The 10332-nt window shown below is 35.6% G+C and carries 10 protein-coding genes (1 of these 10 cut by a window edge); 2 read left to right on the top strand and 8 right to left on the bottom strand.

Annotated elements, in window-relative coordinates; all coding sequences use genetic code 11:
- The 5 genes from P0092_RS08525 to P0092_RS08505 all read right to left on the bottom strand — a co-directional run.
- Positions 1 to 1061, bottom strand: partial view of a leucine-rich repeat protein gene (locus P0092_RS08525; RefSeq protein ID WP_004621926.1) — the 5' portion only. The gene continues 586 nt to the left of window position 1, outside the view; 1061 of the gene's 1647 nt are visible here — the first part of the coding sequence; its start codon is at positions 1059 to 1061; its stop codon lies off the left edge, out of view.
- Positions 1062 to 1306: 245 nt separating this feature from the next.
- A complete protein-coding gene (locus P0092_RS08520; protein WP_004621924.1) occupies positions 1307 to 2083 on the bottom strand; it encodes a polysaccharide deacetylase family protein in 777 nt (258 codons plus the stop codon).
- Between the two features lie 111 nt (positions 2084 to 2194).
- Positions 2195 to 2875, bottom strand: a complete 681-nt coding sequence (locus P0092_RS08515; RefSeq protein ID WP_004621923.1) for an AlkZ-related protein — start codon at positions 2873 to 2875, stop codon at positions 2195 to 2197.
- Between the two features lie 14 nt (positions 2876 to 2889).
- Positions 2890 to 4083, bottom strand: a complete 1194-nt coding sequence (locus tag P0092_RS08510; protein WP_004621922.1) for a M24 family metallopeptidase — start codon at positions 4081 to 4083, stop codon at positions 2890 to 2892.
- A gap of 43 nt (positions 4084 to 4126) precedes the next feature.
- The gene (locus tag P0092_RS08505) at positions 4127 to 4390 is read right to left on the bottom strand and encodes a hypothetical protein (protein WP_004621921.1); all 264 of its coding nucleotides are present in this window, start codon (positions 4388 to 4390) and stop codon (positions 4127 to 4129) included.
- 157 nt (positions 4391 to 4547) lie between these two features.
- Between P0092_RS08505 and P0092_RS08500 the strand changes: the two genes are divergently transcribed.
- Positions 4548 to 4868 (top strand): YmaF family protein, encoded by a 321-nt coding sequence (locus tag P0092_RS08500; protein WP_004621920.1) that lies wholly within the window; start codon positions 4548 to 4550, stop codon positions 4866 to 4868.
- Between the two features lie 4 nt (positions 4869 to 4872).
- Here P0092_RS08500 and P0092_RS08495 read toward each other — a convergent pair whose 3' ends face one another.
- Entirely contained in the window at positions 4873 to 6078 is a 1206-nt protein-coding gene (locus P0092_RS08495; protein ID WP_004621919.1) for a transglutaminase-like domain-containing protein, read from the bottom strand.
- A 363-nt stretch (positions 6079 to 6441) separates the two neighbouring features.
- On the opposite strand from P0092_RS08495, the gene P0092_RS08490 reads away from it, so the two are divergent.
- A complete protein-coding gene (locus tag P0092_RS08490; protein WP_004621918.1) occupies positions 6442 to 8535 on the top strand; it encodes a glutamine synthetase III family protein in 2094 nt (697 codons plus the stop codon).
- 71 nt (positions 8536 to 8606) lie between these two features.
- Here P0092_RS08490 and P0092_RS08485 read toward each other — a convergent pair whose 3' ends face one another.
- Together P0092_RS08485 and P0092_RS08480 are read right to left on the bottom strand one after the other, a co-directional pair.
- Positions 8607 to 9632, bottom strand: coding sequence for a sensor histidine kinase (locus P0092_RS08485; RefSeq protein WP_004621917.1), 1026 nt, complete (start codon positions 9630 to 9632; stop codon positions 8607 to 8609).
- Entirely contained in the window at positions 9632 to 10318 is a 687-nt protein-coding gene (locus tag P0092_RS08480; protein ID WP_004621916.1) for a response regulator transcription factor, read from the bottom strand. The genes P0092_RS08485 and P0092_RS08480 overlap by 1 nt, the downstream gene beginning before the upstream one ends.
- Between the last annotated feature and the right edge of the window lie 14 nt (positions 10319 to 10332).

Here is a 10332-nt window from a genome sequence, read left to right as displayed (position 1 = left end):
AATGCCTTGATTTTTTGATAATCATTCATACCAGCCTGAATATAATTATCAAAAGCATATTGGACTTCCTGCTCAACCAGAGATTTTAAGAAGGGCTGCCGTTCAAAAACATTTAAATTATTTTGGAATACGGACTTGATTGAAGTATCCCAGTTAATATATTCTTCTCTTGTTTTAATATGATTTATAGATGTTAATTTACATCCTGAAAAACAAGATTTTATTGTATCTATATTTGATGTCAGATCTACATTTTCTAGATTTGTTGCATTTTCAAATGCATTATTCGCTATGCTTTTAACACTATCGGGAAATGTAAAATCAGTGGCAAACCTTTTGGCAGGATACCATACAAGCATTGATTTATCATAATTGTAAAGGACACCATCCTGACTTGTGTAATTGACATTTCCCTGTGAAACCTCAATATTCTCTAAATTTGGAAATGATTTATATGTTAATGTATCCCCTGCACTACTTGCTTTTCCTCTGTAGCTTGCAGGTATTTTTAACATATGTACATTTGAGCATTTTTCTAAAGCATTGATATTACACTCTACAAATGTATCCGGTAACTCCAAAACCTCAGTGGAATTCATTTGGGGAAATCTCATCAATTTTGATTTTCCCTTATTGTATAAAATACCGTTTATATCACAGTAATTTGCATTTCCGGAACTTACCTTTATATCCTTTAGGCTTGTCATATCTGCAAATGGCGAATTAGCTATGTACGTAATGTTGGAGCCAATGTTAATCTGAGTAATATTGTTATTCCAGCTTAATGCATTCCAAGGAATCTTTGTGATATTATACGTGACACTATTTGATGAAAGCTGCTCAGGTATTGTTACTACAGTTTCACTACCCAAATAGTTGCCTATTTCGCCTGCTTCAGTAAAATTCCATAACCCGTCATCAGAGGTTAAGGTAGTTGCTGCGTATACCGTATTTGATAGTAAGCCAAAATTGATAATACCATTATCATTAAGGAATCCTGCCACAGTAAATAGAGCTAATGCTAACGCTACTAATTTGACTTTCTTAATTACTTTTCTCATTTTACCCTCCTAATAAACAAATTCAAAATGTATGTAATTCCATTAAAAACATTATTTTACATTATAATCAATAATTATACAAAAAACAAGAATTTGGTTGCAAGTTTATTTTAATTTAATTTAGCTTTATAATGCAACTAAGGGGCTAATACCTGATAATCAGGCATTGCCCCAAAATTAAATTTAAAAATTAATATCATTTTACTATTTACACAATACTTGAACGTACTCTTATTATATAACTACTATTTTTTATTTTGCTGTCTTCCCTGATCATCAATGTAATAATTTTCTTTCATTATTAATTGAGATACAGGTAAGAATTCAAGTCCCTGAGATTTAAGTCCTTTTATAATCTCAGGGAGAAGCTGTGCTGTATACTGGGTGTCATTATGGAAAAGCAGTATTGCACCCGGCTTGGTTCTTTTGAGAATTCTGTCTAATATGGCCTGCCTACTCATTTCCTTACGCCAGTCAAGACTGTCAACATTCCATTGAATGGGGTAACATCCCATTTCATTACAGGTATCTACAACAGTATTATTATAATCTCCGTATGGTGGTCTAAAGAGGTTTATTTTAACACCCGATATTTCTTCCAGTTTTTGGTTGCATAGTTCTATTTCACTTTTGCACTTCTCCTTACTGATTGTACTCATACGTAGATGTGAATACCCGTGGTTAGCAATATCATGACCGTCATTTGCTATAAGTTTGACTGCATCAGGGAACTTTTCTGCCCACTGTCCAACCATAAAAAATGTTGCTTTTACATTATCTTTTTTAAGGGTATCAAGTATTTGTGGTATGTCGCCTGCTCCCCAGGCACAGTCAAAAGTGATTGAAACAGCCTTTTGTTCTGTTTCAACACTGTAAATCGGAAGGTGCTTTGCCGGGTTAAAAACGCCAACTGTGTTGGCGGTATAGCCTATTGTAGCAAACAGTGCAAACGTAAGTATAAACATTATTATAACTTTTTTAGGTATTTTTTTTGCCTTTAACAATAATAATCTTATTTTCATTATCAAACACTCCCATATATAGATTTGCTCTTAAAAAGTGCTTTCAATCTCTATATATGTTTATTTTTGAAAATTAAAAATATGATAACCTGTCTCTCTTCCACCACTCTATTATTTTAGTGCAAGGGTTTTAGTCAGCTTCTTTATATCCACTCCTTTACATATCGAAAGGCAAGTACTAATAATAGTTTCTCTGGACTCTTCAACATTAGTATTACAGGTTTTTTCAATCCATTCCGAAGGAGCCCAGTTTTCTACCTTGTCATATATATTTGCCGGCCAGCCATAGGGCTCTCCCTGCTTATTAATCTTGTATCTATTACCTGCAACTGTAATGAAGTATTCTTTCTGAAGCTCTACAATAGCTCTGTCAAGCTTGCTTCCCCCACTTTTTGCAGTAACACCCATTTCTTTTCTTATTTCAGCTGTGTCCATAAGAGTCTTATCAGCAAACAACTTCCATAAATTCCATAATTCAGGAAATATCATCCCTTGTTCCCATCGTTCTTCCATTGATAAGGTTGGCTTATATGCTCTATAAAAATATGGATACATCCTAGCAGAAACAAAGCCCTTGTTCCCTCCAAGAATGCAACCAAAAGCAAGCTTTTTTTCCTCTGCAGCCCTATCCTTCCACTGCCAAGGATCAGAATCAATTTCTCCCGTATGCCACTGATTTTTTGAGGTTTCTGAGGAAAGTGACGGAAACCCTTCATGTATATTTGAAAGTGCCATAAAGCCCAACTCGTTAACTCTATCTATAAAATCATTGTATCTTTTCAACATAGCCATAATATATCCCCATCCTACACTAAAATAATGTCTCTCTCTCCTCCTGTAATGCACTCGCCGCCGTCAGAAGTAATAATATATGTGTCTTCACCGCCTACCATACCCACTTGCGGTATACCTTTTTTCGGTTCAAGGGCAAATACCATATTCTCTTTTAATGGATTATCAAAACCCTTTGCAATTACAGGGAGTTCATCAACATGAAGACCCACTCCGTGGCCCAAGAATCTCACTTTTCTGTCCCCAAAGCCCATAAAGTTCTCTAAAAACGATGATTCCAGACAACTCATAATACTATTATAAATCTCAGAGGGTATATTCCCAGGCTTGAGAAGGGAAGCGGTCTTTTTTTGTATCTCAATACATTGTCTGTGGGTTTTTTCTACTTCTTCTGTAGGTTTACCTCCAAACATATATACCTGTGTTTTGTCACTATGATATCCCTCAACACAGAAACCCACATCAATAAATACCAAATCACCTTTTTTTAGAAGAGTATTAAGACTGCCAAACAGCGGTACTGCCGGGCTTAACCCTTTCATACCTCCGGGTCCGTCAAAATTGGTAGGATACAGTGAATTTACACCAAAAGCAATCTGCCCTATTATCATTTCAGTTTGATAGCTGCTGAACCGTGAAACGCCCTGATGTCCAAGCTTCAACATTTTTTCAAACAGCTCTGCTGATAATTCAACCTCACTCATTCCTTCCCTGAGAATGCCCGGTACAACCTCCTCAAGCAGGCATTTGTGTCGTTTTCCGGCCTCCCTTATAGCATCAAGTTCATACGGACTTTTAATTGCCCTTATCTCAGACAATATCTTTTTTAGTGGATAGATTCTACCTATCTCAAATTTACTCTGAAGTCTTTCCAGTACTTCAATAGTTGCAATATCAGTTTCTATAAGCGTGTTTCCAAACAATTTACCGCAAACCGCTGCAGCATCGGAATACTTTTCCATAGAATATATGCAATCGGATATGGGTGACTCTATTTTCGCCCTCTCATAGCTTCTTCTGGCAAAATACATTAATTTTCCATCTCTTTTAACTATGAGTATTCCGTCTTGCATAGTCCCCGTGAAATAATATTGATTAACACGCCCCAATATTATTATTGTATCCCAATCCGGATATTTTTCAGTAGCCACAGCACACAGCCGCTTCGCCCTTTTCTCCAGTTCTTTTCCAGTCAAAATTTCTTTCATAATATGTAAACTCCAGTTTATTAAATGCCTTTTATTTTAGTACTTATGCAAAAAAAGATATTATCCATTTTATTATTAAAAGTTCAACTACAACAACTACAACACAGCTGAATATAAAAGCTGTAAGTTTTGCTTCACCCACCCTGTCTTTCCAATACTCCCCTTTAAAAAAAGAAAACAAATCAGGGGTAAATGAGTACTTTATTGAATTATTTATGTCCTCCCGATCTCGAAATATAAACCACAATATTTTCTTATAAACCGGTATATTCGCTATAAGTAACACAATCGCAATTATTGGCTCCATCTTATTCCGTCTCCTCCAGTCAGTTTCAATACTTTCTAACCTAAAAATATTATAACATATCTGGTAAAGCCACTATATTAATTCCATTATTTTTCATAATAAATTTTTGTCCAGTCATGCACAATAATAAGTGAATAATAGTAAAGGGAGAAAGCTTATGGTTAATCACTATCATTTTTACAAATTTAATAGTTTAACTGGTGAAAAGCATTCTCACAGACTTACGGGATATACTGAATATATGTTTGGTATAGGGTTATTCCACTTTCATATATATTTTGGAACAACCTCTTTTAACGGGCATTATCATGTATATTCAGGAATAACGGGATTACCCATTAAGACTTCTCGAGGGCACAAACATAAAATTGCCGGAAAACTAAATGTGTCAGATTCACACTGTCATTACTATGAAAATTATACCCATGAAAACATAGAATATACGGGAGGAAAAATTCTAAAAAGGGTGTTATCTTAATTATTTACCATTCTTCCTGTACCCGGTCACCTTTGTGATCCAAATTGAATTTTGAAGAATTAAAATAGTTTCCGGTTACACCAAAGGTGCAGTCAACATTTATCCATTTTTTCCCTTTGCTGTCATAGAACTGATTCCATGCATGATCTCCCCAGGCTAATCCGCTATAACCAAGACCTGTAACCAGTCTTACTTTTATCCCGTTTACTCTGCACATTGAAATAAACAGACTTGAGTAGTCAAAGCAGATTCCTTTTCTCGTCTCATAACATATTACAGACCCTGACTTTGTTCCCTCTGTCTTAATTGCAATCTGTTTTGCCTTTGGGTAATCATATTTTATATTTTTAGTAATCCATTTGTATATTGCTTTTGCTTTATCATATTCTCCAGACTTTCCAGCGGTTAATTCAAGGGCTAGCTTATCTATTTCATCATTTGATTTTACTGCATCATCAAGAGTCACACCATTAAAATACTGAATAACCTTTATATTGTAACTGTCAAGAGTATCTCTGATATTTTCGGCTATTTTAACTTCCTGTCCGTTCATTGTAGCGCTTACAAAACGATCATTGATTATTACAGGGATTTTCTTGGCAATATCCGATTCAATTACCGGCTTTAAAGCCGTCCTGTAAACTCCCTGAAGCACCGCTGAGTCGTCAATCCAAATTGATAAACGAGGTACTGTAAAATAGTACGAAAAAAAATATAAAACAAAGCAGATAGAAATTAGTGAAACTGCTGCCTTTGGTACACTGCAAACAAATGCAATGATTCTTCTGGTCACAGAATTCATTGAACTCATAACCTTGTATATTCCCTGAGCCATAGCTCCAAATATATGTTTATACAAAGGATACATAATCAGCTTTATTAAAAGTACTACAATTAATAGTACAACAAAGGCAACACATAAATAGGTATATATATTGTTTGCTGCAAGACTTTCTTTGGCAGTTTCAGGCATATGGTTGTGAATGTACACAAAAAACTGATTGCTTTTGTCAAATAGAATTCCTCTTGTTAAAAACAATGCAATTAATAAACCTGAGATTAACTCGACACTGTTTATTATCGAATAAAAACTCTTAATAACTCTTTCACGGGTATATCTTGTTACAAGAGAACTAACCAAAGTTATTAAAACAGGTATAATTATAATTAAATTAATCGGATTTGTGAGTATATCTATCAAATGGGTCACCTACCTATGCCTGTTATAAATTATATTATTTCCAAAATTATTCAGTAAAAGAAGTGTATCAATTATATTATATCATAGTGACAACTTTCTTTTTCAATTTCCCTAAATTACCTAATTAAATGTACTAAATATTTCATTAATTTTTGAATTAAAATTATTAGTATAATGCAATTTTCGTCTTCATAAGAAAAGAATATAACGGTTTTAGAAGATTTTATAAATATTTAGTCTTGGAAAAGACGCCACACCATTTTATGCTTGCAATTAGTATGGAAAAATTGTATCTTTATTAGGTAATATTAATAATTATTGGCATCCGGAATTAAAAGCCGGTTGCCTTAAAAATATTTTATGAGGTGATTTATGAGTCTGATAAGCCAAATATTCGGTTCAAATGTATACAATGATTGCGTAATGAGAGAACGTTTGCCTAAAGCAACATACAAGGCATTGAAGAAAACTATTGACGAGGGTCTTCCTTTAGATCTCGAAATAGCTGAAGTGGTTGCCAGCTCAATGAAGGATTGGGCAATCGAAAAGGGTGCTACCCATTATACCCACTGGTTTCAGCCAATGACAGGTATTACCGCTGAAAAACATGATTCCTTCATTAATCCTACTGATGATGGAAAAGTTATTCTGGAGTTTTCCGGTAAAGAGTTGATTAAAGGTGAAGCAGATGGCTCATCCTTTCCTTCGGGAGGTTTGAGAGTCACCTTTGAAGCACGAGGCTACACTGCTTGGGATTGTACTTCACCTGCATTTATAAAAAATAACACTCTGTATATTCCAACTGCCTTCTGTTCATATACAGGTGAAACCCTTGATAAGAAAACACCTCTTTTAAGATCTATTGAAAGTCTGTCTAAAAATGCGGTAAGGCTGCTAAAGCTTTTCGGTAATGAAAACGTTACAAAGGTTACTCCTACAGTTGGTCCTGAGCAGGAATATTTCCTAATTGATAAGAAGATGTACGATAAAAGGAAAGATTTGATTTTTACGGGACGTACTCTGTTTGGCTCTAAAGCACCAAAGGGACAGGAAATGGATGATCATTACTACGGAAGTATAAAGCCTCGTGTTTCAGCATTTATGGAGGATCTTGACCTTGAATTATGGAAGCTTGGTATTTCAGCAAAAACCGAGCATAACGAAGTTGCTCCTGCACAGCATGAGCTTGCTCCAATTTTTACGACTTCCAATATTGCAACCGACCATAACCAGCTTGTTATGGAACTTCTGAAAACAGTTGCTCTAAGACATGACTTGGTGTGCCTGCTTCATGAAAAACCCTTCGCAGGAGTTAACGGTTCCGGTAAACATAATAATTGGTCACTATCCACAAATGACGGGCAGAACCTTTTTGACCCCGGTAAGACCCCTCATGAAAATGTTCAATTTCTGATTTTCCTGAGTGCCGTTATAAAAGCTGTAGACGAGTATGCGGATCTTATAAGGTTATCTGCCGCCAACCCCGGAAATGATCACAGATTAGGTGCAAATGAAGCTCCTCCTGCTATAATTTCCATTTTCCTTGGTGATGAACTTACAAGAATTCTTGAGCAGATTGTATCGGGAGAAGATATTGAAGCAAATGGTATTGAAAAACTCATGGTCGGTGTTAAAACTCTTCCGGCCTTAAGAAAAGATACAACGGACAGGAACAGAACTTCCCCCTTCGCCTTTACCGGAAATAAATTTGAGTTCAGAATGGTGGGTTCTTCTGCCTCCATTGCATCACCGAACTTCTTCCTCAATACAATAGTTGCCCATGTGTTGGAGCAGTTTGCCGACAGACTTGAAAATGCAAAGGATTTCTCAAAAGAAATAAACAGCATTATAAAAGATGTTGTAAAAGAAAACGGACGAATAATATTCAATGGTAACGGATATTCTGATGATTGGGTAAAAGAAGCTGAAAAAAGAGGCCTTCCAAACATTAAAAGTTATGTTGAAGCTATTGCTTGCCTGTTAAAGGAAAAAAATATTGCTGTCATGGAAAAGCACAAGGTCTTCTCCAGAGTTGAAATGCATTCCAGATATGAAATTTCTCTTGAGAAATATATTAAGACTATTAATATAGAAGCCATGACTATGCTTGAAATGGCAAAAAGACAGTTTCTCCCGGCTTGCATCAAATTTGAAACTGATATTGCAAAATCAATAAACGAGATTAAGAACAGCGGAATTGAAGCAGATTTAAGTGCTAATACAGACTTGTTAAAAGAAACGGCTTCCTTTGTTTCTCAATTTAAAAAAGAAATTTCTCTGTTGGAAAATAGTCTGAGCAAAGCTCAGAACTCTTTTGAAGATACATTTGAGCAAGCTATGTTCTACAGAAATGATGTATTTGCAAGAATGGAAGCATTAAGAGGGGTTGTTGATGAACTGGAGCGTATAGTAGATTCAAACATCTGGCCTATCCCAACTTATGCGGATATTCTGTTCAATATATAATCTAAACAGACACTATAAAGAAGAACCCGGCATACCGATTGTAACATTGGTATGCCGGGTTCTTAAATTTTTCAGCTTTCCAGAGGCAAAAAAATCGAAAAAGTACTTCCCTTTCCTGATTCGGACAATGCTTTTATATATCCGTCCTGCATTGATATTATCTCTCTTGTGAGATAGAGACCAATGCCAACCCCGTCTATCCCTTTAGAATTATTCCCCCGGTAGAAACGCTTGAATATATCATTAACTTCCTGTTCGTCAAATCCTGGTCCATTATCTTCTATGTCAATTCTGGCAAATAACTCGTATTTATGGACTTGTATTTTTATTTTCCCGGATTCCTGTGTGTACTTTACAGAATTATCCAGAATATTCATTATAGCCTCCGCCGTCCATCTAAGGTCAATAGGCAGCCTCATATCCTTTTCAGAGGGAATAAACACTATATCTATATTCTTTTTTAATGCTTTTTGGTATATCTGTTTTAAAGATGTCATCAGCACATCATTCAAACTGTTCTCTTCTCGTATCAACTGGATAATGCCGCTTTCAAGCCTGGTCATTTTTATCATACTTTCCATTAACCAATTCAGCTTATCCAATTGGTTGTCTATATTTTTCAGATATTCCATTCTCATTAACGGCTCAATATCTTCGTCCATTATGAGTGATACATATATTTTTAGGTTTGCAAGTGGGTTCTTTAACTGATGGGATATGTCTGAAATCAAGGATTTTATTTCATTTTTCTCATTCTGCAGCTTTGTGTTTTGCAGCTTCAGCATTCTTGAAAGTTTAAGCACTTGTGATTGCAACTTTGACAGTAAATCATCGTTGAGTACTGAAAACACTTCTGTTTCCCTCATGTCTATAAGTGACGCTACCATGTCTGAAAGCCGAACCAATACACTTTTTATTTCCCTTTGAAGCAATAATATATGTGCTGTAATCATACCGACTAACAATACTGTAAATATAATACAGAATATAACCGCCTGAATATTTTTCGCAATCAACAGTTGGTATGTCATAAAAGCAATACAAACACAGTATATCGCTGCTATTAAAACAGCTTCTCTTTTTTTTATCCCCTTCATCACCTGCAGGACTCCTCTCCCCAGGTATAGCCTATCCCGAAAACAGTTTTTATATATTTTGGATTTTTAGGGTCATCCTCAATTTTTTGTCTAAGTCTCCTCATGTTAACACTTACTGCATTTTCATCAACAAAGGCTTCATCCGTGTCCCAAAGTCTCTGAAGAATAATATCTCTGGTCAGCACCTGCCCGCTGTTTTGTGTAAGTAGTGCCAGCAACTTGTACTCTGTTGCGGTGAGTTTAATTAATACTTCCCTCTTTGAAACCACCATTTTATCATAATTTATTGATATTTCACCGGAGCGGAAAGTGTTTTTGTCTTCAGGTGTGGTCCGTCTGAGTACCGCATGGATACGCCGGTTCATTACTTCCAGAGAAAAGGGTTTTGCAATATAGTCGTCACAGCCAATCACAAAACCATTAACAATATCCTGCTCAGTGTCATTTGCCGTGATGAATATAATGGGAATATCAGATTTTTTGCGGATTTCATTACAAAGCTCAAGACCACTTCTGTCAGGAAGATTTATATCCAGCAATATTAATTCAAAGCTGTTATTCAAAAACAAACACAATGCTTCATTGTAGGAAAACCCTGACAAAACCATATGTCCGCCCTTTTTTAGCGCAATTGATATCCCGTCATTGATAAGCTTATCATCTTCAACAATAAGTATTCTGGCCATATTACCTCTCCGAA

This window comes from Ruminiclostridium papyrosolvens DSM 2782, from assembly GCF_029318685.1.
In the GTDB taxonomy this organism is placed as follows: domain Bacteria; phylum Bacillota; class Clostridia; order Acetivibrionales; family DSM-1351; genus Ruminiclostridium; species Ruminiclostridium papyrosolvens.
This window is presented reverse-complemented; position numbering and strand designations above follow the sequence as displayed.